Source organism: Burkholderia arboris (genome assembly GCF_038723655.1).
Taxonomy (GTDB): Bacteria; Pseudomonadota; Gammaproteobacteria; order Burkholderiales; family Burkholderiaceae; genus Burkholderia; species Burkholderia arboris.
Map to the genome: position 1 here is coordinate 2,786,541 of NZ_CP109822.1, position 24,461 is coordinate 2,811,001.

At 67.6% G+C, this 24,461-nt stretch carries 27 protein-coding genes; 17 read left to right on the forward strand and 10 right to left on the reverse strand.

The genetic code is table 11. The features are described 5' to 3' along the window. Position 1 precedes the first annotated feature (1 nt). The 5 genes from OHZ10_RS29935 (at position 2) to OHZ10_RS29955 (ending at position 4,709) form a co-directional block, all read left to right on the forward strand. Positions 2–715, forward strand: coding sequence for a response regulator (locus OHZ10_RS29935; RefSeq protein ID WP_059239830.1), 714 nt, complete (start codon positions 2–4; stop codon positions 713–715). Next, positions 715–2,061: an ATP-binding protein gene (locus tag OHZ10_RS29940; protein WP_342705232.1), complete on the forward strand. Its 1,347-nt coding sequence runs from the start codon at positions 715–717 to the stop codon at positions 2,059–2,061. Before OHZ10_RS29935 ends, OHZ10_RS29940 begins: the two co-directional genes overlap by 1 nt. A gap of 248 nt (positions 2,062–2,309) precedes the next feature. Next, the gene (locus OHZ10_RS29945) at positions 2,310–3,077 is read left to right on the forward strand and encodes a DUF4410 domain-containing protein (RefSeq protein WP_174991359.1); all 768 of its coding nucleotides are present in this window, start codon (positions 2,310–2,312) and stop codon (positions 3,075–3,077) included. Between the two features lie 159 nt (positions 3,078–3,236). Continuing rightward, positions 3,237–3,929: a dihydrodipicolinate reductase gene (locus OHZ10_RS29950; protein WP_340624754.1), complete on the forward strand. Its 693-nt coding sequence runs from the start codon at positions 3,237–3,239 to the stop codon at positions 3,927–3,929. Between the two features lie 297 nt (positions 3,930–4,226). After that, positions 4,227–4,709 carry a cupin domain-containing protein gene (locus tag OHZ10_RS29955; protein WP_174991361.1) on the forward strand — a complete coding sequence of 161 codons (483 nt, stop codon included), beginning with the start codon at positions 4,227–4,229 and terminating at the stop codon, positions 4,707–4,709. A 102-nt stretch (positions 4,710–4,811) separates the two neighbouring features. Here the strand turns inward: OHZ10_RS29955 and OHZ10_RS29960 are convergent, their stop codons facing one another. Further along, entirely contained in the window at positions 4,812–5,621 is an 810-nt protein-coding gene (locus OHZ10_RS29960) for an SDR family oxidoreductase (RefSeq protein WP_342705233.1), read from the reverse strand. After that, complete coding sequence (locus OHZ10_RS29965) at positions 5,618–6,451, reverse strand: molybdenum cofactor biosynthesis F family protein (protein WP_342705234.1); 834 nt, start codon at positions 6,449–6,451, stop codon at positions 5,618–5,620. The genes OHZ10_RS29960 and OHZ10_RS29965 overlap by 4 nt, the downstream gene beginning before the upstream one ends. A gap of 170 nt (positions 6,452–6,621) precedes the next feature. Here OHZ10_RS29965 and OHZ10_RS29970 point away from each other — a divergent pair, with 170 nt between their 5' ends. The 3 genes from OHZ10_RS29970 (at position 6,622) to OHZ10_RS29980 (ending at position 9,297) form a co-directional block, all read left to right on the forward strand. Beyond that, a complete protein-coding gene (locus OHZ10_RS29970; RefSeq protein ID WP_340624752.1) occupies positions 6,622–7,416 on the forward strand; it encodes an AraC family transcriptional regulator in 795 nt (264 codons plus the stop codon). Positions 7,417–7,581: 165 nt separating this feature from the next. After that, complete coding sequence (locus OHZ10_RS29975) at positions 7,582–8,550, forward strand: DMT family transporter (RefSeq protein ID WP_059240947.1); 969 nt, start codon at positions 7,582–7,584, stop codon at positions 8,548–8,550. Between the two features lie 198 nt (positions 8,551–8,748). Further along, on the forward strand, positions 8,749–9,297 hold the full coding sequence (locus OHZ10_RS29980; RefSeq protein WP_342705235.1) for a permease: 549 nt from the start codon (positions 8,749–8,751) through the stop codon (positions 9,295–9,297). Between the two features lie 95 nt (positions 9,298–9,392). On the opposite strand, the gene OHZ10_RS29985 is transcribed toward OHZ10_RS29980, so the two are convergent. Beyond that, positions 9,393–9,527 carry an entericidin A/B family lipoprotein gene (locus tag OHZ10_RS29985; RefSeq protein WP_021158165.1) on the reverse strand — a complete coding sequence of 45 codons (135 nt, stop codon included), beginning with the start codon at positions 9,525–9,527 and terminating at the stop codon, positions 9,393–9,395. A 234-nt stretch (positions 9,528–9,761) separates the two neighbouring features. On the opposite strand from OHZ10_RS29985, the gene OHZ10_RS29990 reads away from it, so the two are divergent. Further along, the gene (locus OHZ10_RS29990) at positions 9,762–11,057 is read left to right on the forward strand and encodes an aspartate carbamoyltransferase (protein WP_059239813.1); all 1,296 of its coding nucleotides are present in this window, start codon (positions 9,762–9,764) and stop codon (positions 11,055–11,057) included. 129 nt (positions 11,058–11,186) lie between these two features. Here OHZ10_RS29990 and OHZ10_RS29995 read toward each other — a convergent pair whose 3' ends face one another. Together OHZ10_RS29995 and OHZ10_RS30000 are read right to left on the reverse strand one after the other, a co-directional pair. Further along, positions 11,187–11,606 carry a type II toxin-antitoxin system VapC family toxin gene (locus OHZ10_RS29995; protein ID WP_342705236.1) on the reverse strand — a complete coding sequence of 140 codons (420 nt, stop codon included), beginning with the start codon at positions 11,604–11,606 and terminating at the stop codon, positions 11,187–11,189. Beyond that, entirely contained in the window at positions 11,603–11,842 is a 240-nt protein-coding gene (locus tag OHZ10_RS30000; RefSeq protein ID WP_342706003.1) for a FitA-like ribbon-helix-helix domain-containing protein, read from the reverse strand. The genes OHZ10_RS29995 and OHZ10_RS30000 overlap by 4 nt, the downstream gene beginning before the upstream one ends. A 323-nt stretch (positions 11,843–12,165) precedes the next feature. Between OHZ10_RS30000 and OHZ10_RS30005 the strand changes: the two genes are divergently transcribed. The 8 genes from OHZ10_RS30005 (at position 12,166) to OHZ10_RS30040 (ending at position 18,397) form a co-directional block, all read left to right on the forward strand. After that, positions 12,166–14,409 (forward strand): TonB-dependent receptor, encoded by a 2,244-nt coding sequence (locus tag OHZ10_RS30005; RefSeq protein WP_059239809.1) that lies wholly within the window; start codon positions 12,166–12,168, stop codon positions 14,407–14,409. Between the two features lie 3 nt (positions 14,410–14,412). Beyond that, entirely contained in the window at positions 14,413–15,168 is a 756-nt protein-coding gene (locus OHZ10_RS30010; RefSeq protein WP_059239808.1) for a tetratricopeptide repeat protein, read from the forward strand. Beyond that, the gene (locus tag OHZ10_RS30015; RefSeq protein ID WP_342705237.1) at positions 15,165–15,848 is read left to right on the forward strand and encodes a Fe2+-dependent dioxygenase; all 684 of its coding nucleotides are present in this window, start codon (positions 15,165–15,167) and stop codon (positions 15,846–15,848) included. The genes OHZ10_RS30010 and OHZ10_RS30015 overlap by 4 nt, the downstream gene beginning before the upstream one ends. A gap of 91 nt (positions 15,849–15,939) precedes the next feature. Continuing rightward, positions 15,940–16,179 (forward strand): type II toxin-antitoxin system Phd/YefM family antitoxin, encoded by a 240-nt coding sequence (locus tag OHZ10_RS30020; RefSeq protein WP_059239804.1) that lies wholly within the window; start codon positions 15,940–15,942, stop codon positions 16,177–16,179. Continuing rightward, positions 16,176–16,571 carry a type II toxin-antitoxin system VapC family toxin gene (locus tag OHZ10_RS30025; RefSeq protein WP_342706004.1) on the forward strand — a complete coding sequence of 132 codons (396 nt, stop codon included), beginning with the start codon at positions 16,176–16,178 and terminating at the stop codon, positions 16,569–16,571. Before OHZ10_RS30020 ends, OHZ10_RS30025 begins: the two co-directional genes overlap by 4 nt. A gap of 106 nt (positions 16,572–16,677) precedes the next feature. Next, on the forward strand, positions 16,678–17,397 hold the full coding sequence (locus tag OHZ10_RS30030; RefSeq protein ID WP_233464102.1) for a M15 family metallopeptidase: 720 nt from the start codon (positions 16,678–16,680) through the stop codon (positions 17,395–17,397). A gap of 103 nt (positions 17,398–17,500) precedes the next feature. Next, the gene (locus OHZ10_RS30035; protein WP_059239802.1) at positions 17,501–18,085 is read left to right on the forward strand and encodes a nucleotidyltransferase family protein; all 585 of its coding nucleotides are present in this window, start codon (positions 17,501–17,503) and stop codon (positions 18,083–18,085) included. Between the two features lie 171 nt (positions 18,086–18,256). After that, positions 18,257–18,397, forward strand: coding sequence for a hypothetical protein (locus OHZ10_RS30040; RefSeq protein WP_174991369.1), 141 nt, complete (start codon positions 18,257–18,259; stop codon positions 18,395–18,397). Between the two features lie 66 nt (positions 18,398–18,463). Here OHZ10_RS30040 and OHZ10_RS30045 read toward each other — a convergent pair whose 3' ends face one another. Genes OHZ10_RS30045 through OHZ10_RS30065 form a run of 5 tightly spaced genes read right to left on the reverse strand, consistent with a single transcriptional unit; the run spans position 18,464 to position 24,447 of the window. Further along, positions 18,464–19,222 carry an SDR family oxidoreductase gene (locus tag OHZ10_RS30045; RefSeq protein ID WP_059239800.1) on the reverse strand — a complete coding sequence of 253 codons (759 nt, stop codon included), beginning with the start codon at positions 19,220–19,222 and terminating at the stop codon, positions 18,464–18,466. Then, a complete protein-coding gene (locus OHZ10_RS30050) occupies positions 19,219–20,766 on the reverse strand; it encodes an FGGY-family carbohydrate kinase (protein ID WP_059239798.1) in 1,548 nt (515 codons plus the stop codon). The genes OHZ10_RS30045 and OHZ10_RS30050 overlap by 4 nt, the downstream gene beginning before the upstream one ends. Before the next feature lie 31 nt (positions 20,767–20,797). Continuing rightward, positions 20,798–21,886: an alcohol dehydrogenase catalytic domain-containing protein gene (locus tag OHZ10_RS30055; RefSeq protein WP_059239796.1), complete on the reverse strand. Its 1,089-nt coding sequence runs from the start codon at positions 21,884–21,886 to the stop codon at positions 20,798–20,800. A gap of 46 nt (positions 21,887–21,932) precedes the next feature. Further along, the gene (locus OHZ10_RS30060) at positions 21,933–22,940 is read right to left on the reverse strand and encodes an ABC transporter permease (RefSeq protein WP_256086126.1); all 1,008 of its coding nucleotides are present in this window, start codon (positions 22,938–22,940) and stop codon (positions 21,933–21,935) included. Further along, entirely contained in the window at positions 22,927–24,447 is a 1,521-nt protein-coding gene (locus OHZ10_RS30065) for a sugar ABC transporter ATP-binding protein (protein ID WP_342705238.1), read from the reverse strand. The genes OHZ10_RS30060 and OHZ10_RS30065 overlap by 14 nt, the downstream gene beginning before the upstream one ends. Between the last annotated feature and the right edge of the window lie 14 nt (positions 24,448–24,461).

A 24,461-nucleotide genomic window follows, 5' to 3' on the forward strand; every position in this document is an offset into this window, starting at 1 on the left:
GATGGAACAGTCCTGCAGGATCGTCGTGCTCGACGATGAAGCCGAATTGCGCAACATGCTGCAGCGCTTCCTGACCGGCCACGGCTTTCAGGTTCGCGCGGTCGCCGACGGCAAGCGGCTCGATCGCCTGCTGCAGCGCGAACCGTACGACCTGCTGGTGCTCGATCTGATGATGGAGCCCGAGGACGGCCTGAGCGTGTGCCGGCGCCTGCGCGCCGAAGGCCAGACGCTGCCGATCCTGATGCTCACCGCGAAAGGCGACGCTGCGGACAAGGTCGTCGGCCTCGAGACGGGCGCCGACGACTATCTGGCGAAACCGTTTCTCCCCGACGAACTCGTGGCCCGCATCCGTGCGCTGCTGCGGCGGCAGAAGATGGCGGCCGGCGAGCCGACCGTCACGTCGCAGCAGTTGCGCTTCGGCGCATTCACGTTCGACGTCGGCCAGCAGACGCTGATGCGAGACGGCGTGCCCGTCGAGATCCATTCGGCGCAGATGCTGCTGTTGCACGCGCTCGGCTCGTCGCCGAACCGCGCGGTGAGCCGCGAGAACCTGCTCGCCCGCGCACGCGGCCGCGACCACGCCGCACTCGACCGCAGCGTCGACGTGCAGATCCTGCGGCTGCGCCAGATCGTCGAGGACGATCCCGGCAAGCCGCGCTTCATCAAGACGGTCTGGGGCATCGGCTACATGCTGGTGGCCGGCGTCGAAGCGTGATGCGCATCCCGCTGCCGCGCTCGCTGCTCGCGCGCAACATCGCGCTGCTGGTGGCGCTCGTCGCCCTGTCGCTCGCCTGTTCGCTCGGTGTGTTGCTGCACTACGTGCAGCGTCCGCGCATCGAGCGGGCATCGATCATCTTTTCCGACTACGTGCAATTGCTCGACCGTACGCTGGCCGGCATGCCGCCCGACGCCGGCCGCACGGTGGCCGCGCAGTTCGGCGGCCAGGCCTCGCCGCCGCCCGCCACGCCGCCGCATGCGCCGAACCTGGCGGCCTTCTTCCGCACCTGGCAGCGCGACGTGTTCATGCAGGCGCTCGAACGCCATCTGCCGCCCGACCTGCCGGCGCGCTGGCAATCGGGTGACGACGAACGCCTGTGGATCCGGTTGCATGCGGCCGGCTCGCCGGTCTGGGTACCGCTGCCGATGGCCGCCGACGCGCAGGCGAGCGGCATTACGACCGCCCTCGTGCTGTCGGTCGGGCTGGCGCTGCTGGCGGCGTTGACCGGCTACCTGATCCAGCTCCACCTGAACCGGCCGCTCGACGCGCTGGCGCGGGCGGCGCAGCGCGTCAGCGCAGGCGAGCGCCCGCCGCCGCTGCCGACCGACGGCCCGACCGAAATCGCCGACGTGAGCCGCGCATTCAACCGGATGGCCGATGCGCTGCAGCAGGCCGAAGCGACCCGCTCGCTGATGCTGGCCGGCGTGTCGCACGACATCCGCACGCCGCTGACCAAGCTGCGCCTGGCGATCGCGATGGCGCTGCCGCGCGGCACGCACGACGCACTCACTGCATCGGCCGAGCATTATCTCGACCAGATCGATACGATCCTCCAGCAATTCATGGACTACGCGGGCAGCGGCGAGCGAGAAACACCGCAGCCCGGCGACCTGAATGCGTTGATCGGCCAGCTTGTCGCGGATTTCGCGGGGCTCGGTCACGAATTCGAATTCGACGAAGGCGACGTACCCGCGTTCGCGTTCCGCCCGATCAGCGTGATGCGGCTGCTGATGAACCTGATGCAGAACGCGGTCGTGTACGGTCGTACCGGGCTGGGCGTGCGGACCTGGACCGAGCACGGCGTCGCGTATGCGGTCGTCGGCGATCGCGGCAACGGCATCCGCGCGGCGGAACTCGAGCGGCTCAAGGCGCCGTTCAGCCGCGGTGCAAACGCGCGCAGCCATGCGGGCGGCACGGGGCTCGGGCTTGCGATCGTCGAACGGATCGCCCGCCTGCACGGCGGTTCGCTGACGTTTCGCGACCGCGATGGCGGCGGTCTGGAGGCCGTCGTTGCGCTGCCGCTCGAGCCGTCCGTGACGGCGCGAAGATCGCTTTCGGCCTGACTGCCCGTCTGCCGGCCTGCCTGCCCGGCGACCTGACCGCCTGGCTTGTCCACACGCTCCGGCGCGTGACATACGCCGACATCATTCCTGCGTGGCGCATCACCCTCGACCTCCGCATACTTGCGCCTGCGTGTTGCGCAACGGCATGAAACCTCTCCCTCGCCAGCGATCACGCCCCGCTTCCGATCGTTCGCGTTCCTGAATGCTGCGACCGTATCGACAACTTCATCCAGGCCCCGGAGATCGACATGTTCAGTTCCCTTCACACCCTTTCCGCACATGCCAAACGTCTGACCAGTGTCGCGCTGATCGCCAGCGCGCTCGCGATGACCGGCTGTGCGTCGACCGCGACCACGGCCATGACCGCCGCGCCGGCGGCTCGCACGCAGTCGCAGGTTCACGCGGACGTCGTCTATGTGTCCCCGTTCGACGTGGATACGACCGATGTCAAGACCGACGGCGGGATGATCGCCAAGCTCGCGGCCCTCGCAAAGGGATCATCCGCCGACGCGCAGCGCCAGCAGAGTGCGCTGAAGACCCGCGATCAGCTCGCCGACGCGCTCGTGCGCGAACTCCGGTCGCAAGGCATCCCCGCGCTGCGCGGCCCGGTGCCGGACGGCCGCGACGCGCTGGTGATCGAAGGCCGGTTCGAGACGATCGACGCCGGCAACCGTCGCCGCCGCACGCTGATCGGGCTCGGCGCCGGCAAGAGCGAAGTGGGTGCGGCGGTCACCGTGGTGTTCCGTCCGGCGTACGGCGCGCCGCAGCCGCTCGGCACGTTCTCGGCCAGTGCCAATAGCGGCCACATGCCCGGCATGGTCGAAACCGCCGGGGTTGGCGCGGCAGCCGGCCGCCTCGCGACGTCGGCAGCAGTCGGCGCCGGCATGCATGGCGTGTCGGAAGCGAAGCACGACACGGTGGCGTCCGACACCGACCGCCTCGCGCGCTCGATCGCCAAGCAACTCGCCGCGCAGAACGCAGCAAATTCGTGGCTGCCTGCGGTGTCGGCGAGCTGACGCACCGTATCGCCGCCTGCGCGGCCCGGCGGGCGCGCAGGCTGGCGGCCGGGCATAATGCGCGAGGCCGCTACGTCGGCACGCGCCGCGACCGTGCCGCGCAACCCGACGGCCGGCGCCATGCTCGTCACGAATCCCGAACCTCAACCCGTCAATTCCATGCAAGTACTCGTCGTAGGAACCGGCAAGCTGGCCAACGAACTGCTCGACGCGCACCGGCTCGACCCGGCAACCTGTCGCGTGATGCCGTGGTCGGACAGCGCGCAAAACGACGTGCAGCGTAGCGCTGCCCGAACGATCGTCGTGCATGCCGGTTCCGGCCGCGAACTCCCTGCCGCGATCGCGTTCTGCTCAGCCACCGCATCGCCGCTCGTCGAGCTGTCGACCGGCTCCGAGCTCGAAACCGGCACGCACGCTTTCCCGGTCGTACTGTGTCCGAACACGAACATCCTGATGCTCAAATTCATGAGCATGCTGGAAACCAGCGGCCACCTGTTTCATGACTGCCGGATCACCCTGACGGAATCGCACCAGGCCGGCAAGACGTCCGTCCCGGGCACGGCCGTCGGGATCGGCCAGTCGCTCGGCGTGCGGCCGGAAGACATTCGCTCCGTGCGCGACCCGGACGTGCAACGCAGCGAATTCGCGGTTGCCGACGATCAGCTCGGCCGCCACGCGATTCACCGGATACGCATCGACGACGGCGCATGCAGCCTGCAGTTCGAATCGCGCGTGGTGGGCGCGACACCTTACGCGGACGGCGTGTCGCGCATCGTCGACGCCGTCCGGCAACACGACCTCGAGCACCGCCGCTATTCGATCGTCGAATTCATCCGCAACGGCTGGCTGTAATCGAGGCGATACGCCACGACAGGCGGCAGCAGGCAGCAGGCACAGGTGCATCGCGTCCGTCATTTACGCAGTGCAACAAGGTGCGCCTCGGATTGAAATGTCATTGATCGCTTCGCCGGCGACTTCCGGGCCGCGCGTCCCGCCGCCCGGAAGCCGCCACGAGCGACCGTCGTTTCGTATTGGCCGGCAAGCTAGCGCCTTATCGGCCGACGCCCATTCGCAGCGATGGGGCGCACATCACTGCCGACGTCGGCGCCAGAACCGCCCCCTCGATATCCCCCAACAGGAGAGCAATCGATGATCCGCCCCGATTTCATCAAGCACTGGACCGAGCTCGAAGAGCCGGAAGCGCATTGCTATCGCGGCGATACCGAGCCGATGGCGCTGGACGCACCGCTTTCCGCCGAGCTCGGCATCACGCGTATCGGCATTCATCACGTGAGGCTTCTACCGGGGCGGCGGACGTCCTATCCGCATGCCGAAAGCACCGAGCAGGAGTTCGTGTACGTGCTCGAAGGCAATCCCGATGTGTGGATCGACGGCGTCCTTTACCCCGTTGCCGAAGGTGATTCCGTCGCGTTTCCGGCGGGCACCGGAATCTGTCACACCTTCATCAACAACACGAGGGACGAAGTCAGGCTGATGGTGATCGGGGAACGCCCGCGCGACGACAACCGCATCCGCTACCCGATGAACGAGGCGTATGAGCTGACCCGCGCGGACCGCTGGGTGGACTGGCCCGCCAGGCCGCTCGGGGACCATGACGGGATGCCGGACTGACGCGCGCGCAGATCCCGCGCCGGAGCGCACCGAGCCTGCGGCGCGAACTCGCGGCGGGCGGCCGGAACCGCCCCGTTCCAACGGTCGGTACCCGGTCAACCGTCACGCGCCGCCAAGCACCGCCCCGCTCTCGGGCAACGTCGCACCACCATCGACGACGATCGTCTGCCCGGTGATGTACGCGGCATCGGCTGACGCGAGAAACAGCATCGCGTTCGCGATGTCCTCCGGCTCGCCCATCCGCGCGAGCGGAATATCGCGCGCGATCTGCGCGGCGACCGACGCATCGCCGAGATTGCCGGCCGCTGGCGTGCGGATCATCCCCGGCTCGACGCCGTTGACGGTCACGTTGCGGCGCGCAAGCTCCAGCGCCGCCGCGCGTATGAAGCCGTTCACGCCGGCCTTCGACGCCGCGTAATGCGCGAGCCCCGGATAGACGACGCGCGGCCCCGTCACCGACGACGTGACGAGCAGCCGCCCGGCACCCGCGCGCTCGAATGCCGGCAATGCAGCCTGCGCGAGCCAGAACAGCGCCGACAGGTTGACCGACAGCGTCCGGTCGAGCGTCGGTTCGTCGATCTTCACGAACGGTGTCAGCGGGAAATACGCGGCGTTGTGAATGACGACATCGAGCCGGCCGCCATCGCGCTCGACTGCCGCAACGAGCGCACCCAGCTCGTCGCGGCTGGCGGCGTCGACCCGATACGCGCGCGCATCGCCGCCCGCGCCGGCCAGCGCGTCGGCCTGCGCGGCCGCCGCATCGCCGTTCAGGTCGGCGACCGCGACGAACGCGCCGGATTCCGCGAAGCGGCGCGCAATTGCCGCACCGATCCCCTGGGCGGCGCCGGTGACGAGCACGACACGCCCGCTGAAATCCGCACGCAGGCGGCCACTGCCCAGCACGGCATTCATCGCTGCGCCTCACTGCCGAGCGGATGCACGGTTTCGTTCAGCACCTGGGCATAAGCGCCGATCTGGAAATTCGACAACGTGCCAAAATCGCCACCCTGGTAGCCGAAGATCTTGCCGTCGGTCTTGCGCTGCGCGAGATCGATCAGCACGACGCCGAGCGTCGGTACGATCTTTTCGCGCCATACGAACAGATAAAGCTCGTCTGCAATCCTGAAGTAATGGCAGCGGTCGACATCCGCCAGCCCGGCTTCGACTCCCTGCAGGCATTGCCACGCGTAGAAGTTCTCGTTCAGGTAGATGTGCTCGTAGCATTCGGTCGGGCTGTAGCGGTACATCGTCCGCTTGCCGATCAGCTCGCACGTGGGCGCATGCAGCGGCCCCGGCTGCGCGTGGCCACCGAGCGTGCCGTGGCGGAATTCCGCATCGACGGCGGTCAGCGGCAGCCCGCGTGCGACGCGCGTGAATGCATCGATGCGCGTATCGGCTTCCGTCGGCAGCGTACCGACAACCGACGTCCACACGCCGTTGTCGAGATCGACCACGAGGCTAGCCGACGTCGCCCGGACGGTGGAATCGATGTAGTCGACGAAGTACAGTCCGTCACGCAGCCGTGTCACGCGGCACGGCGCGCGGCCGCCCGTGTCGGTCGCCGCGTCGCGCCACTGCAGCGCGCCCGGCTCGAACGTGTAGACGCGCCATGCGCCTGACGCGTCGCCGAGCGCGAGCGTGCGCCCGGCGAGCGCATCGACGGCTGCGAGGATGTTCGCTTCCGGCGCGAAACCGTCCGCGAGCGCGCCAACCTGAATGAATACCGGATCCTGTCGTTCCACCTGCCGTCTCCCGCGCAGCTTCAGGCCCGGCGGGCCATGTACGCTGCAGATGTGCACATGGTGCGGGTTGCGCGCGCCGCGCGGTATCCGCCAAAAGGATGAAGGGCGCGCGGCGCCGGAACGCGCTAAAGTGCTCGTGATCCGCGCCGCGACCGGCGCGAGGAGCACACATGCACCGTGTCACCCACTACCGACGCACCGATGAGGGCATCGAGGCGATCAGCCTCGAGTCCGACCGCGCGTTTCCGCGCCACGCGCACGACGAATTCGGGGTCGGGGTGATCGTCAGCGGTGCGCACCGGTCGTGGAGCGGCCGCGGGCAGGTCGACGCGCTGGCCGGCGACGCGATCATGGTCAACCCGGGCGAGATGCACGACGGCTCGCCGATCGACGCCGGCACGGGCCGGTGCTGGCGGATGCTGTACCTTGCACCCGCGCTGGTCGCGGGCGTCGCGGCGGAAGAGGGCTTGGGCGGCGTCGAGCTCGCGCATCCGGCCGTGCGCGACGCGCGGCTCACGGCCGCCGTCGGCCGGCTGCATGCGTGCATCGTCGCCGGGGAATCCCGGCCGCTCGCCCGCGACGAGGCGCTCGTGATGCTCGTCGCCGGGTTGCTCGCCCGGCACGCGAACCGCATGCTGCCGGCGATCGGTGTCGCACCGGCCGTCCGGGTCGCCCGGGAGCGGCTCGACTCGGCGCCAGCCGCGCCCGTTTCGCTCGCCGAGCTGGCTGGCCTGAGCGGTATCAGCCGCTTCCAGTTGCTGCGCGGCTTTGCGCGCGAGCTCGGCATCACGCCGCACGCGTACCTGATCCAGTCGCGCACGCGGCTGGCGCGCGCGCTGCTGGCCAACGGCCTGCCGATCGCGGATGCCGCGGCCGAAGCCGGTTTTGCCGACCAGAGTCACCTGACACGCGCGTTCGCGCGCCAGTTCGGGATCACGCCGGGGCAATTCACGCAGGCCGTTTGACGCCGCAGTCACCTCGGCGCAAGCCCCCTGCGCAAGCTGCTGTCGGCGGCGGCTGCGCCCGATGACGCATGTGCCAGTCCGCAGCGCACCGCGTCCCGCGCTCGCGCCCCGCCGCTGCAATTTCGTTCAAGACGCACACTGCCGCCGTACGCGACGATGCGGCGCATGAAGACACGACTGATTGGCTATCTCTATCTCGCCGCCGCGATGGCGGGCGTCGGCAGCACCGTCATCGCGAGCCGTCTCGCGGCCGGCGGCCTGCCGCCGTTCGCGGCCACCGCGCTGCGCTTCCTGATCGCGACCCCGCTGCTGTTCGCGCTGATGCGCGCGCAGCGCATGCGCTGGCCGCGCATTTCCGTGCGCGACGGCGTGCTGCTCGTCATCCAGGCCGCGGCGGGCGGCGTCGGTTACACGGTGCTGCTGATCAGCGGCACAAAGCTGTCGTCGCCGCTCGACGCGGGCGTGATGCTCGGCACCTTGCCGGCGATGTCGACGCTGATCGCGGCCGTCGTGCTGCGCGAGCGGCAGACGCCGCGCGACTGGCTGGCCGCCGCGCTCGCCACGGCCGGCGTCGTGTTCGTCACGTTCACGCCCGGCCAGGCGATGCCGTCGCTCCAGACGCTTGCCGGCGATGCACTGGTGCTGGCCGCCGTCGCGTGCGAAGCCGTCTTCATCCTGCTCAACCGGCGGCTTGCCGCGCCGTTCCCGCCCCTCGCGCTGTCCACCGCGATGTCGGGCCTCGGCTTCGTGCTCGCGCTCGTGCCGGCTGCATTTGAATGGCGTGCGGTCGCGAACGGCTGGACCGTCGGCGCCGTGTCGGCGATCACCTACTACGCGCTGGTGCCGACCGTGCTCGGCTACCTCTGCTGGTATGCCGGTTCGGCGCGCACGAGCGGCACCGAAGCCGCGCTGTTTACGGCGGTCGCACCGGTCTCGGCCGTACTGTTCGCGATCGCGCTGTTCGCCGAACCGTTGACCGGCACGCGCGTTGCCGGTATCGCGCTCGTCGTCGCCGGCATGCTCGTCGGCGCGACACGGCGGCGCGAACCGCCTGCCGAAGCGCGCACTACGCACCCGGAGAATCCAGGCCGGCCGGCCAGCCCCGCGCCCGCCGCGCAGACCGCCGCCGACTGACTCGCGCCGGCGCGTCGTGGCGGAAACGGCGGCGGCTCCGTCCGCCGCACGGCCAGTCGCCCCCTGCGCTCCCGCCCTGCAGCCGGTGACTGTAGGAATGTGTCCGCGCACCGCAAAACCGTTGCGCACCACTGCGCAAGATGCAATATTCGCGTGGCCGGAACCTTTGACAACCATCGAACAACAATCCGCCACGCAATGAACAGGAAGGAAGCCAAAACCAGAATCGCGGTGCTGCTCTCGGCGGGCACGCGGAAGGCCGACGCACTGGCCGAACTGTCGGGACAGGGGCTCAAGGATCGCGTGCTCGCGCACCTGATCGCGTCGCGCCCCGACCCCGAACGCTGCCGCAAGAACAAGGTGCATGTCCGGATTCTGGTCGCGCTCGGCATCGCCCAGCTGGCGATCAGCCTCATGCTCGCGTATTACTTCTTCGTAACCGGCGCCGGCACGGGCCTGGTGGCCGTATTCCTCGCGTTGACCGTGCCGCTGTCGCTGCTGTTCATCTGGGGCTTTGCGACCCATCGCGTCGGCGCGTATCACGCGTTCATCCTGCTGTCGCTGCTGCAGTTGCCGAAGACCGTCGCCGAGCTCGGACGCGATCCGTCGTCCGCCCTGCCGAGCCTCGTGATCACGGCCCTGCTGGTGGGCTACGTCTGGTACGTGCGCAACCGGATGTTCCCCGACTACGGCTGGTTTGCGCCGCGCAAGGTCGAAGGCCACTACGCGTTCGTCGAACACGCCTGACGCCGCCGGCGCCAGCACCGGCCGAAAAAAAGGCGCCGGGCCGCCCCGCAATCGCGGGACGGCCCGGCGCCTTCTGCATTCCGGAACCGGTCGGCTTACTTTGCCTTTTCAGCCGTATCGCTGATCGCCTGGCCGCCCTTCGAAATATCCTGGCCCACGCCGGCGACCGTATTGCAACCGGCGAGCGCGGCGGTCACCACCAGCAGCATTGCAGCAATCGTACGCGTCATTCTCATTCTCCTTCGAGTCAACAAGCCCGACCGGGCGATTCGTTTGCGGCATGGCGCCCGGCACGATGCCGGGCACGGGGCCTGACCTGATTATACGGAGACGGACGCGGTGTGCCAGTACGAACCCGCCACGTGTCACACGCGCCACACAGCCCGTTCGCGCAGATTTTTCTTGACTTCATTGCGCCACGAACTAATATACGCACCGCGTATATTTTTCGCCAGGAGCCGCCGATGACCGTTCCCCAACAAGCCTTCCTCCGCGACGCGATGCGCCGCCTCAATATGACCCGCGAAGCGTTCGCCAGTCGCATCGGTGTCAGCCGGCGTGCGCTGGACACCTGGCTATTGCCCGACGACTCGCAGGAATCGCGCGGGATGCCGGAGATCGTCGAGCGCTTCGTGTCGGAAATCGTCGAGCGCGCGGTGCCGGACAGCGGAGACTATACGCAAAGCGTAGATAAACAGGGGCTCTCGAAGCAGTTCCTGTTCGAAGGCAAACCGCAGTTGATCTCGGTCGACCAGTTCTCGCGGGATTCGGTCGAAGCGCTGTTCCGCGTGGCAGATGTGATGCAGCCGATCGCGCGCCGCCACAAGATTTCGCGCGTGCTGGAAGGCGCGGTGCTCGGCAACCTGTTCTTCGAGGCCAGCACGCGCACCCGCGTGTCGTTCGGCGCGGCCTTCTGCCGGCTGGGCGGCTCGGTGTGCGATACGACGGGCTTTACGTTCTCGTCGATGGCCAAGGGCGAATCGATCTACGACACGAGCCGCGTGATGGCCGGCTACGTCGACGCGCTCGTGATCCGCCATCCGGAGAAAGGCTCGGTGGCCGAGTTCGCGCGCGCGACCAACCTGCCCGTGATCAACGGCGGCGACGGCCCCGGCGAACATCCGAGCCAGGCGCTGCTCGATCTCTATACGATCCAGCGCGAGTTCTCGCGGCTCGGCAAGATTGTCGACGGCGCGCACATCGCGCTGGTCGGCGACCTGAAATACGGCCGCACCGTGCACTCGCTCGTCAAGCTGCTCGCGCTGTATCGCGGGCTGAAGTTCACGCTCGTCTCGCCGCCGACGCTCGAGATGCCGGCGTACATCGTCGACCAGATCGCGACGAACGGCCATGTGATCGAGCAGACGACCGACCTCGCGGCCGGACTCCGCGGCGCGGACGTCGTCTATGCGACGCGGATCCAGAAGGAGCGCTTCACCGACGAGTCGTTCGAAGGCTATACGCCGGATTTCCAGATCAACCAGGCGCTCGTCGACTCGGCGTGCAAGCCCGACACGCTGATCATGCACCCGCTGCCGCGCGACAGCCGGCCCGGCGCGAACGACCTGTCGGTCGACCTGAATCGCGACCCGCGCCTCGCGATCTTCCGCCAGACCGATAACGGCATCCCGGTACGGATGGCGATCTTCGCGGTGCTCCTCGGGGTCGAGAATCTCGTCCAGCATTCGATGCGCGACGCGACGTGGCGCCCGCCGGCGTACCTCGGGCCGGAGGACGCGGTGTTCCACGGGGTGGATTGACACCGTTCCGGAAGTTTCGCGCCTACCCGGCATCACCTCGGGGAGCGGGCGAGCTTGCCGGATTCGGAACGCGCCGCGTTGCCGGCGCGTTTTCCGTTTCGGCGCGGAAAAAGGGCCGACAATCGCAAACTATCGCGCCCACGGGTCGATGACCCGAAGCCCCACCGCCTCGAACGGCGCGACGTCGCGTGTCGCCACGATCAGGCCGTTTGCCTCGGCCGTCGCGGCAATGTGACCATCGACGACGGCAAGCGCGGTGCCTGCGGCACGCGCCCGCGCGCAAAGGCTCGCGTACGCTTTGCTCGCCGCATCGTCGAACGGCAGGATCCGGCCTCGAAACAATGGAACGACACGCTGCTCGATGCCTTGATGCAGCCAGTCACGCCTGCGCCCTTCCGGCAATCCCGCCACGCCGAACCCCAATTCCGCGAGACTGATCGCGGATAGAAACAGCGTCTCGACGTTCTGTGCATCGAGCCACTCGATCACCGCCGCGCTCGGCTCGCGCCGCAACGGTTCGGACATGACGTTCGTATCAACCAGGATCATTCGAAGCCCATCGGCTCGGTTGGCGTCTTGTCGCGCGGGACGCTGAAGTCGGCATCGCCGGCCGCTCGCCCGATTTCCGCCAGCAACGTTCCCAACTTGAGCCGCCCACCTGGCAAGACGGGCTGCTCGAGGATGTCGCGCACCTCGGCTTCGGTGCTGCGCCCGTGCCGGGCCGCGCGAATCCGAAGTGCGCGATGCACTTCATCAGGCAAATTTCGAACGGTGATCACCGGCATGATGCGCCCTACCTGGATTGCTTTCAATGCAGTCGCTTTATCGTTTTGCTGTCACGCGTAGCCAGATGCGATGTATCCACTCCAGCCCGCCCGGCAAGCCCGTCACACCTGGCCACTTAGCCATTCCTTCGCGTCTCGCCCGCCCCGCAACGCCTCCGTCACAATCGTCAACACTTCCCCCACAAACACGAACAAGAACGCTTCTCATTTAACATGAAATTACATAGAATGCCGCCTGAAAACAAATCGTAATAATTCCCGGCGGCACGCACATTTCTGCAGCGCACCGCCTCCGGGGCCACATCGCGAGGTCGAAGCGCACCATGAAGTCCCGTCCCGACGAGCTGAAGCTCGGCAAATTCACCACCCTGTGCAGCGTGCTCGCCGCGAGCCCCGCGTTCGCCGACGGCACGCCGCCCGCGGCCCCCGCCAGCACCGAAGGCCATCTCGCGCCGATCGAGATCCAGGGCAAGACCGAGCACAGCTACAAGGCTGACTTCTCCGCTTCCGCCAAATTCACCGCGCCGCTCGTCGACACGCCGAAATCCGTCACCGTGATCCCGCAGGAACTGATCCGGAACAGCGGCGCGTCGACGCTGACCGAGGCGCTGCGCACCGTGCCCGGCATCACGTTCGGCGCCGGCGAAGGCGGCAACCCGCTCGGCGACCGTCCGTTCATCCGCGGCTACGACACGCAGGGCAGCATGTTCGTCGACGGCATGCGCGACACGGGCGCGACCACGCGCGAAATCTTCAACACCGAGCGCGTCGAGATCACCAAGGGTTCCGACGGCGCGTACGGCGGCCGCGGCGGCGCCGGCGGCAGCATCAACCTGATCACGAAGGCGCCGCACCTCGGCACGACGGCCGCCGCGAGCGCGGGCTTCGGCACCGACCGCTATCGCCGCTTCACGGCCGACGGCAACTGGCAGTTCGCCGATCACGCCGCGTTCCGCCTGAACCTGATGAGCCACAACAACGACGTCGCCGGCCGCGACGCCGTCAACAACGAGCGCTGGGGCGTCGCACCGTCGATCGCGTTCGGCCTCGGCACGCCGACGCGCGTGACTGCGAGCTACTACCACCTGTCGACGGACGACATGCCCGACGGCGGCATTCCGTACTTCTATACGACATCCAACAAGCCCGCGAACGTCGGCACCATCTATCCGGCGCCCGTCGATCGCCACAACTTCTATGGCCTGATCAATCGCGATTTCCGCAAGACCACGTCGGACATCAGCACGATCAAGATCGAACACGACATCACGTCGTCGCTGACGATCCGCAACACCACGCGCTACACGGAATCGACGCAGGACTACATCTGGACGCAGCCCGACGACAGCCAGGGCAACGTGGTGAACGGCAAGGTCTGGCGCCGCAACAACAACCGCGACAGCTCGATCAACAGCCTCGCGAACCTGACCGAGCTGTTCGGCGAATTCCGCACGGGCCCGTTCAAGCACAGCTTCACGACCGGCATCGAGCTGACGCGCGAATGGGGCAAGCGCGATTCGTACACCGTCGCAACCGACACCGGCAAGATCTGCCAGAAAGGCATCGGCGCCGCCTCGGGCTACAACTGCACGAGCCTGTGGTCGCCGAACCCGAACGATCCGTGGGCCGGCTCGATCACGCGCAACAACGACTACGCGCATGCGCGCACCACGACGAAGTCGATCTACGGCTTCGACACGATCGAGATCACGCCGCGCTGGCAGGTCAACGCCGGCGTGCGCGTCGACGACTACTCGACCCGCTTCACCGACACCCAGGCGAACGGCGGCAAGACCACCACGCGCGACGACACGCTCGTGAACTGGCAGGCCGGCCTCGTGTTCAAGCCCGCGCAGAACGGCAGCATCTACGCGTCGTATGCGACGTCGTCGACGCCGGCCGGCATGCTGCTCGGCGAAGGCAGCGAAACGCAGTCGCTCACGCCGGGCCGCGGCGGCGTCGGTCCGAACGCCGATCAGATGTCGCCGGAAAAGAACCGCAGCATCGAGCTCGGCACCAAGTGGAACGTGCTGAACGACAAGCTGTCGCTGACCGCCGCGCTGTTCCAGATCGATACGACGAACGCGCGCGTGACGCTGCCGAACAACCAGTACGCCATGGTCGGCAACAAGCGCGTGCAGGGTCTCGAGCTCGGCGTCGCCGGGCAGATCACGAAGCAGTGGCAGGTGTTCGGCGGCTACACGTACATGAAGAGCGCGCTGCGCGACAACGGCAAGGACAGCGCGAACGACGGCAACCGCTTCCCGAACACGCCGAAGCACAGCCTTACGATGTGGTCGAACTACGACGTGACGCCGAAGTTCACGGTCGGCGGCGGCGCGTTCTACATGTCGGAAGTTTTCGGCGATCCCGCGAACCTGCGTGCCGTGCCGTCGTACTGGCGCTTCGACGCAATGGCGCAGTACCGGATCAACAAGAAGCTCGACCTGCAGCTGAACGTGAACAACCTGTTCAACCGCACCTACTTCGATCAGGCGTACCCGGCGCACTATGCGTCGATCGCGCCGGGCCGCTCGGCGTTCGTCACGCTGAACGCGCGCTACTGATCGATGGAGGCCGTGTCGCTGAAGGCGCTCGCGTCGGTATCGCCGCGCGAGTTCGCCGACATCCTGGCCGGGCCGCCCGAGCGCGCCGCCGCGTGGGTCGCGGCGGCCGCCGACAACGGCATCGTCGACGCGCAGGCCGTCTACGGGCAGTACCTGCTCGACGGACACGGCGTCGCGCGCGATCCGGCGGCCGCGTTCAACTGGTTCCGGCATGCGGCGCGAGCCGGCCATCCGATGGCGATGAACATGCTCGGTCGCTGCTACGAGTTCGGCTGGGGAACGGCCGCATGCGCGCCGGTTGCCGTGTACTGGTACCGTCTCGCCGCGCAGGCGGGCCTCGACTGGGGCATGTACAACTACGCGACGGCGCTCGCGCTCGGCAACGGCGTCGACGAGCACCGCGCCGACGCGCTCGACTGGTTTCGACGCGCAGCGGCGCTCGGCCATGCGAAATCGATCAACCTGATCGGCGGCTTCTACGAAGATGGCTGGGTCGTCGCCGTCGATGTCGATGCGGCGTTCGACCACTATCGCCGCGCGGCCGAAGCCGGCGACTTCCGCGGCCAGTTCAACTATGCGCGGCTGCTCGCCGAGCGCGGGCGCATCGACGAAGCGCTCGGATGGCTCGCGCGTGTGCCGGCCACCGCGACGCCCGCGTTCACCGCAAAGATGCGCGCGTATCTCGTGTCGTCGCCGATCGACGCGTTTCGTTCGGCGGCCATGCAACTGGCGCCGCATGCAATGGAATCCGCATCATGATGCTTCATATCCCCGGCGTACTGACCAAGGCGCAAGTCGCGCAATGCCGCGACCTGCTCGATGCGGCCGATTGGGTCGACGGCAACGCGACGTCCGGCGCGCAGTCGGCGCTCGCGAAACGCAACCGGCAATTGCCGGTGGGCTCGCCAGTCGCACGTACCGTCGGCGACGCGATCCAGGATGCGCTCGCGCGCAATCCTCTGTTCTTTTCGGCAGCATTGCCGCTCAAGGTATTTCCGCCGCTGTTCAATCGCTACGAAGGGGGCGAAACGTTCGACACGCACGTCGACAACGCGATCCGGCTGTTGCGTGGCACGGATTTCCGCGTGCGCAGCGACCTGTCGGCCACGCTGTTTCTCGAAGAACCCGAGGCGTACGACGGCGGCGAGCTGTGCGTCGAGGATACGTACGGCGTGCATCGCGCCAAGCTACCGGCGGGCGATCTCGTGCTGTATCCGGCATCGAGCCTGCATCACGTGACGCCTGTCACGCGCGGCGAGCGCGTGGCGTCATTCTTCTGGATCCAGAGCATGGTGCGCGACGACGGCGACCGCACACTGCTGTTCCAGCTCGATACGCAGATCCAGGCGCTTTCAGCCGAAAAAGGCGCGAAGGACCCGATGGTCATTGCGTTGACGGGGATTTATCACAACCTGTTGCGGAAGTGGGCGGATGCGTAGCGCGAGGGGGTAACACGGTCTGCCCCGGGCGCTTGCGCCGGGTCGGAATCCATGACTAAAATGACCATCGTCAAATGACCATGCTCATCTCGTGATGCCGCACGCTCCCGTATCGAAATCCGAATTCAAGGCTCGCGCGCTCGAATACTTCCGGCTCGTCGAGGCGTCGGGTGAAAGCCTGATCGTCACCGACCACGGCAAGCCGACGCTCGAGATCCGGCCGTATCGCGCACGCGAGGCTCAGCCGTTGGACATATTGCGCGGCTCGGTCATGCGCTACGACAATCCTCTCGATCCGATTGCGGAAGAGGATTGGGAGGCGTCGCGGTGATCGTGCTGGATACGCATGCATTGGTATGGTGGGTGGCGGGCGATCCTTCGCTCACCAAGAAAGCACGAAGCGCGATCGATCGCGCACGGAGTGAAGACACGCTCGCCGCATCGGCGATCTCCGCGTGGGAGATTGCGATGCTGGTGCGCAACGGTCGCCTCGCGCTGTCGATGGATGTCGACGCGTGGCTCGCCACCGTCGCGCAGATCGACGGCATGCGCTTCGTGCCCGTCGATGCCGACATCGCCGCGAAATCCACCGTCCTGCCCGGCACGTTCCACAAGGATCCGGCCGACCGCATGATCGTCGCGACCGCGCGGCGGCTCGGCGCGCAGTTGATCACTCGCGACGAAAAAATCCGCGCGTACGCGCACGTCAAGACGCTCTGGTGAGCGCCACCCGCCCGCGCACCCAACCGCCGCACGTCCTCGGCCGGACTCTGGCATATTGGCGATTCGTCTGACCAAAACGATCACGGCCGCCTCACCGCATCGGCTCGTGACCCGCAATCGTCACCTCGCCGCCCTGCCCGTTACCGTGATACCGCTCTCCGATCCCGCCGTCCGGTCGATCGCCCTGATGGAGTCGCACGAAGGGTTCGTCGATCTCGCCGCCTACGATGAACGCATCGCCGTCGACCTCACCCGCAGCGTCGTCGAAAACACGAGCCCGCATTTCCTGAAGGTGCGCCGCGGCGTCGCCGAACGGCTGGCTGCCGCCGCGCGAACGCTCCCGGCCGGCGTGCGCCTGTATGTGAAGGAAGGCTATCGCCCGCTCGCGCTCCAGCGCGACTACTTCACCGGCCATCTCGCGCACTTGCGCGCGACGCTGAATCCGCTGCCATCCGACGATGCGCTGGTCGAACTCGCGAGCCACTATGTCGCGCCGCCTGAAGTCGCGGGCCATCCGACCGGCGCCGCCGTCGACCTGACGTTGATTGCCGCCGACGGCACCGAGCTCGACATGGGGTGCGTTCTCGACGCCACCGACCCGGAATCGTCCGGCGCGTGCTACACGCACAACGCGTTCATCAGCCGCGCCGCCGCACGCAACCGCCAGGTGCTGATCGCCGCACTGACCGGCGCCGGCTTCACGAATTACCCGTCCGAATGGTGGCACTGGTCATTCGGGGACCGCTATTGGGCTGTCGTCCAGAACGAATCGCACGCAATTTACGGTCCTGTCGAGGAAAGCATGCTCGACGAAGCGTCGCGATGACAGTCTTTCCGGCCTGACGGGCGCGAATCGGTAACATCCTCACTTGCCGATCCCGGCCCGCTCCCGCACAATCGCAGCACCTGTCTCACTCCCCCCCGCGCCGATGTCCTATGCGTCACTCGCCACCGGCGTCCTGCTCGCCGGCGGCCTTGGTCAACGCTTCGACCCGAGCGGCCTGCACAGCAAGTTGCTCGCGCTGCTTCCCGACGGCACGCCGGTTGCGGTCGCAGCGGCCCGCCATCTCGCGGCCGCCACGGCCGACGTGATCGCCGTCGTCCGCCCCGGCGCCGAAAAACTCGCCATTCTGCTGAACGAAGCCGGCTGTCAGGTCGTGTACGCGCCCGACGCATTGCGCGGCATGGGCGCGAGCCTCGCGGCCGGCGTGCGTGCGACTCCCGATTCGAACGGCTGGCTCGTTGCGCTCGGCGACATGCCGTGGATCGCGGCGTCCACCTACGAGGCCGTCACGCGCGCACTCGAAGCCGACAACGCATCGATCGTCGCGCCCGCGCATCGCGGCGTGCGCGGCCATCCGGTCGGTTTCGCCGAGCACCACTTCGATGCGCTCGCCGCGCTCGACGGCGACACGGGCGCCCGCGCGTTGTTCGCCAGCGTGCCGGTGAAACTGCTCGACGTCGACGATCCCGGTATCCTGCGCGACGTCGATACCCCGGCGGATTTGCGCTGATTCGAACGTGCATGGCGGCACGATCCCGCACGAATACCGTCAATGCACGGACTTCGCCGACGATCGGCAACCGGCCGCAATAATCCCGCTGCAAACGCGCGTCCGATTGGCTATAACGGAGACGAGGCGCGCCCGCCGCGCCGCCGCCGTCACGCACTGCGCGAGTTCTCCATGACCGATCACACGACCCCGACGCCCGAGCCACCGGCCGACCCGAACCGCGATCCGGAAGACGATCCGCTATCGTCGCCGCCCGGTCATCACGGCAACCCGCAGCAACCGGACGAACCGCCGAGCAAAGATCCGGTTTAGCCGCACGCGCCGCCACGCCTCTACTCCGCTGTTTCCCCGTCATGCGCGACCGCCGCATGAAGGGGACTAACGCGCGGTATACCCGCCGTCGACCGGCAGCGACACGCCGCTGATCATCGACGCCGCATCGCTCAGCAAAAACAGGATCGGCGCGACGACTTCGTCCGGCTCCGCAAAGCGCCCGAGCGGAATCGCGGCCAGCATCGGCGCGCGCTTCTCGGGTTCGCTCCACGCGAACTGCGCCATCGGCGTGAGCGTGACGGTCGGATTCACGCTGTTCACACGAATGCCGTGCGGCCCGAGTTCGATGCACAGCACACGCGTAATCGCGTCCATCGCCGCCTTCGACGCGCAATAGCTCAGATGCGCGGGCAGGCCGACCAGCGCGGCCTGGCTCGACACGTTGACGATGCTGCCCCGCGCGCGTGCCGCGCCGCGCCCGTCGCGTTCGACCATCTTGCGCGCGACAGCCCGTGCGACGAGCGCCGCACCGCGTGCATTGACGGCCATCACGCGATCGAAGTGTCCGGCACCGACGTCGAGCGCCGGTTCGAGCGACGCGATCCCCGCGCAATTGACGAGGCCGTCGAACGCGTCGTGCGCGGCAAGCGCGGCATCGATCGCGTGTTCGTCGCCGCCGACGTCCATGCGCACCGTCTCGCACGCAGTCTCGCTGGCGAGCGTGTCGAGCGCGGCCAGGTCGCGCCCTGCCGCGACAACGCGCGCCCCCGCCTGCGCCAGTGCGATCGCACACGCGCGCCCGATCCCGCTCGATGCGCCCGTGACGAGCACCCGCGCGCCGCTGAAATCGAATCGTGAGTTCATGATGATGTGCCCAGCCTGTGCATGACCGGCTTGAGTGCCGGATACAGCGCCGTATAGAGCGCGAAACGCGCGTCGTACGCTTTCGCGCGATCGCCATCGGGCCGCGCACGTTCGACGAGCGTGACCCAGCCGCCCTGCGCGTCGTCGTCCGACACGAGCCCCGCTCCGACGCCCGCAAGCAACGCGGCCCCCATCGCGGCTTCGACGTCCTGCTCGATCGTCCACACCGGAAAGCCCGTCACGTCCGCAATGATCTGCATCCACAGCGCCGAGTGCGCGGCTCCGCCGACGACGATCAACCGGTCGTCCAGCGCGACTGCCCCGCGGCGGCCGGCCTCGATGTTGTGTCGCAACGCAAATGCAACCCCCTCCAGCACCGCGCGATACAGGTGCGCGCGCGTATGCGCGAGACTCAGCCCGACGAACGCGCCGCTCGCCTTCGCGTCCCACACCGGGCTGCGCTCGCCCATCAGGTACGGCAGGAACAGCACGCCGTCGGCGCCGGCCGGCACGCGCTCGGCCGCCTCCTCGAGCAGCACGTGCGGATCGCCGTGCGGCAACAGGCGCGCCGCATCGATTTCCGCCTGACAGAACTGGTCGCGGAACCACGCGACCGACGCGCCGGCCGTGATCGCACCGCCGAACACGTACAGGTCGCGCTGCCCGTCGAACACGTGCGGCATGCTGACGAGCCCGTGCCGCGCATCGACGTGCCGGTTCACGTAGCCCCAGCACATGCTGGTGCCGATCATCGCAACGTGCTGCCCGGTACGCGTCGCGCCGGCCGCGAAGGTCGCAACGGCCGCATCGACACCTCCGGCCACGACGGGCGTGCCGGCCGGCAGGCCGAGCTGCTCCGTCCATTGCGACAGCAGCCCGCCGACGATCTCCGTCGAATCGACGAGCCGCTCGGGCATCATCGTCGCCGGAATGCCGAGCATGTCGAGTGCGTCGTCGGACCATTCGCGGCGCGCGACGTCGTAGACGCCGCCGATATTGCCGGCCGAACTGTGATCGACCGCGACCTCGCCGGTCAGCAGGTAGATCACGTACGCGTTCGGCGGCAGGAAATAGCGCACGTTCGCCCACACATCCGGCCGCTGGTCGCGCAGCCACAGCATCTTCGTGAAGCCGTAGTAGCTGTCGACACCGTTGCCCGTGATCACGCGCAGCCGTTCGACGTTCACGTGTTCGTTGACCCAGTCGACTTCCGCGGTCGCGCGCCGGTCCATCCAGATCAGGCACGGATGCAGCGGCCGCATGTCGATGTCGACCGGAATGCCCGAGCCGCCGTACAGGCTGCTCACGCACATTGCACGGATCGCATCGGCCGGCACACCCTGCGCGCGTGCCTCGCTCACGCAACCCGCGACGCATTCGAGCACCGCGTCGAACCACACCTGCGGCCACTGCTCGGCCCACAGCGGGCGCGGCGTGTCGGGTTGATAGCCGGCCGAACGCCGTGCGACGATCGTGCCATGCCGGTCGACCAGCAGCGCCTTGGTGCTCTGCGTGCCGATGTCGACGCCAATCACGTATTCCATGATGTCTCCGGTGAGGCGCATGCCTGCCGCCTCAGCGGGCCGGCTTCAGCAGCACCTTGATCGATTCGGGCGATTTCGCGACGCGGATCGCGTCGTCCCAGTCCTCGAGCGCGAAGCCGTGCGTGACGATGCCTTTCGACGTGACGAGCCCGCGCGCGAGCAGGTCGATCGCGATCGGATAGCAGTATGGCCCAAGGTGCGCGCCGCGCACGTCGAGCTCCTTGCGGTCGCCGATGATCGACCAGTCGACGGTCGCATCCTCGCCGAACACGCTGAATTCGACGAAGCGGCCGAGCTTGCGGATCAGGTCGAGCCCCTGGCTCACGCCGACCGGCGCGCCGGTCGTCTCGATGTACACGTCGCAGCCGTAGCCGTCGGTCAGCGCGCGGACGATCTCGCGCGCATCGTCGCGCCTTGGGTTGATCGTCACGTCGGCGCCGTATTGCCGCGCGAGTTCGAGCCGTTCGTCGATCAGGTCGATCACGACGAGTTTTTTCGGCGTCTTCAGGTGCGCGACCTGCGTCATCATCAGCCCGAGCGGGCCTGCGCCCGCGATCACGACGACGTCGTCGAGCTGGACATCGCCGCGATTCACCGTATGAATTGCGCACGACAGCGGCTCGATGATCGCCGCATCTTCGAGCGAGACGCCGAGCGGGATCTTGTGAACGATCGCGGTCGGCGGAATCCGCATGTACTCGGCCATCCCGCCATCGGCGACCTCGCGTTGGAAGCCGAAGATGTTGTGCACTTCGCACATCCAGTACTGGCCCGACTTGCAATAGCGGCACTTGCCGCACGGCACGATCTGCTCGGCGATCACGCGGTCGCCCATCGCCACGCCGAAATGCCCGGCTGCGCCGTCGCCGAGCGCTTCCACGTAGCCGAAGAATTCATGGCCGGGAATCACCGGCGCCTTCACCCAAGGGCTCGGTCCGCCCCAGAACATCTTCGCGCCCGTATAGCACTTGCAGTCGCTCGCGCAGATCCCGCACGCGGCAATGCGGATCACGAGCTCGTTCGCACCGGGGCGCGGCTTCGCGACCTGTTCGACGCGATAGTCCTCGGGGCCGTGGCAGACGACCGCGGTCATGCGCGGCGGGTCTTCGGGTGTCGTCATGAGTTGTCTCTTTCGTGAGTGATTCGGATGACTGATGAACCGGTCGTTACCGCGACCGTTCGCGGCTGATGTAGATCGCGAGCAGGATGATTCCGCCCTTGATCACGTTCTGCACATACGGATTCACGCCGATCATGTTCAGCCCGTTGTTGAGCACGCCGAGCAGCAGTGCGCCGACCAGCGTGCCGAGGATCGCGCCGCGCCCGCCGGAGATCGACGTGCCGCCCATCACGACGGCCGCGATCGCGTCGAGCTCGAAGCCCACGCCCGCGTTCGGCTGCCCGCTCATCAGCCGGCCCGTCAGCACGATCGCGGCAAGCGCCGACGTGAGCCCGGCCAGCGTGTAGACGATCAGCTTCACCCGCGCGACACGCACGCCGGTGAGCCGCGTCGCCTGCTCGTTGCCGCCGATCGCATACACGTAGCGGCCGAACGGCATGCGCTCGAGCAGCAGCCACGCGATCGCATAGACCACCAGCATGATCAGCACGGGCGCCTGGATGCCGAGCACCTTGCCGCTGCCGAAGAACGCAACCCAGTCGGGCAAGCCGTCGATCGGATAGCCACCCGTATAGATCAGCGCGAGGCCGCGCGCGATGCCCATGGTCGCGAGCGTGACGATGATCGGCGGCATCCCCGCGAACGCGACGAACACGCCGTTCAGGAAGCCGAAGCCGAGGCCGACCGCGATGCCGATCGCGAGCGCGGCGACCGCGTTGACACCCGCGACCATCAGCCCGGCCGCGAGCGTGCCCGACAGCGCCATCACCGAGCCGACCGACAGGTCGATCCCGCCCGTCAGGATCACGCAGGTCATGCCGACCGCGATGATCGCGTTGATCGATACCTGGCGCAGCACGTTCTCGAGGTTCGCGGCGGACAGGAAGCTCGGGCTCGCGATCATCATCGCGATGCAGACGACGATCAGGCCGACGAGCGGATAGAACAGCGTCGAGCGCCGCAGTTGCGCCCACATCGCACGTGGCGGCGGCGCGTTGCCGGCAGTGGCCGCGAGCGTCGTGGAAGGCGTGGAAGATGAATCAGGCAGGTTCATGGGTCGCTCCTCGCGTGCCGGCCGTGGCATAGGTCATGACCGTGTCGGGATCGATCTCGTGGCCGGCGAGCGTCGCCTCGATGCGTCCTTGCCGGAATACGGCGACGCGATCGCACATGCCGACGATTTCCGGCAGCTCGGACGAGATCATGATGATGGCGTAGCCGCGCGCGGTGAGTTCGCGCATCAGCCCGTAGATTTCGGCTTTCGCGCCGACGTCGATGCCGCGCGTCGGCTCGTCGAAGATCAGCACCGACGTGTGATGGTTCAGCCAGCGCGCGATCACGACCTTCTGCTGGTTGCCGCCTGACAACGTCGCGACCTCGGTGTGGATCGACGGCGCCTTCACGCCGACGCGCCGCATCACGTCGTGCGTCGTGCGCGCCTCGCTGCCGCGGTCGATCAGCCAGCGCATCGACCGGTATTTGCCGAGGTTGTTCAGCGAGATGTTGTCGCGGATCGAGAACGACGTGACGAGCCCTTCCGTCTTGCGGCTTTCCGGCAGGATGCCGATGCCGGCGCGCAGTGCGTCGGCCGGATCGGCAAGCTTCGCCGCCGCGCCGCGCACGCGCACTTCCTTGCGGTGCGCGCGGGTCGCGCCGATCACCGCCAGCGCCGTTTCCGTTCGGCCCGAGCCGACCAGCCCGGCGAAGCCGAGAATCTCGCCGGCCCGCAGCGTGAAGCGGTTCACGGGGCCGTCGCGCTCGATCTGCAGCGCCTCGACTTCGAGCACGGCCGGCGCATCGGCCGGCAGCGCCGGTTTCGGCGGAAAGCTGCTTTCGATCCGGCGACCGACCATCATCCGCACCAGTTGCTCGACGTCGGTGTGCGCGACGCCGGTCGTCGCGACGTACTGGCCGTCGCGCAGCACCGTGATGCGATCGCACACCGCGAAGATCTCGTCGAGATGGTGCGAGATGAAGATCATCGCGACACCCTGCCGCTTCAGCTCGCGCATGATCGCGAACAGGTGCCCGGCTTCGGCCGGCGTGAGCGTGGCGGTCGGCTCGTCGAGAATCAGGATGCGCGCGTCGAGCGACAGCGCCTTGCCGATTTCGACGAACTGCTGCTGTGCGACTGACAGCGCGCGGATCGGCGCATCGAGATCGATCGCCACGCCGAGCCGCGCGAAGATCGCGGCGGCCGCATCGCGCATCCGCTTGCGGTCCCGGGCGCCCCAGCGGTTACGCAGCTCGCGGCCGAGGAACAGGTTGTCGACGGCATCGAGGTGCGGAATCAGGCTGAATTCCTGGAACACGATGCCGACGCCCGCCGCGACCGCGTCGTGGTAGTCCGCAAAATAGCGTGCGGTGCCGTCGATCTCGATCGTGCCGGTATCCGGGTGATGAATACCGCACAGGATCTTCATCAGCGTCGACTTGCCAGCGCCGTTCTCGCCGAGCAGCGCGTGGATCTCGCCGCGCGCAATCTCCAGATGAATGTCGGACAGCGCCTTCACGCCGGGAAAGCTTTTCGTGATGTGGCTGAGCCTGAGTATCGTGTTCATCGGCTTCTCCGTGC